Source organism: Janthinobacterium violaceinigrum, assembly GCF_009208555.1.
In the GTDB taxonomy this organism is placed as follows: Bacteria; Pseudomonadota; Gammaproteobacteria; order Burkholderiales; family Burkholderiaceae_D; genus Janthinobacterium; species Janthinobacterium violaceinigrum.
Map to the genome: position 1 here is coordinate 1 of NZ_WFLI01000141.1, position 255 is coordinate 255.

The following is a 255-nucleotide window of genomic DNA, read 5'->3' on the forward strand; positions in this document are numbered from 1 at the left end:
TACGGTCGCAAGATTAAAACTCAAAGGAATTGACGGGGACCCGCACAAGCGGTGGATGATGTGGATTAATTCGATGCAACGCGAAAAACCTTACCTACCCTTGACATGGATGGAATCCCGGAGAGATTTGGGAGTGCTCGAAAGAGAACCATTACACAGGTGCTGCATGGCTGTCGTCAGCTCGTGTCGTGAGATGTTGGGTTAAGTCCCGCAACGAGCGCAACCCTTGTCATTAGTTGCTACGAAAGGGCACTC

Annotated in this window: 1 rRNA gene; it reads left to right on the forward strand. The window is 50.6% G+C overall.

Annotated features, from left to right (window positions below):
* A 16S ribosomal RNA gene (locus tag GCN75_RS28995) occupies positions 1-255 on the forward strand; the annotation flags it as partial.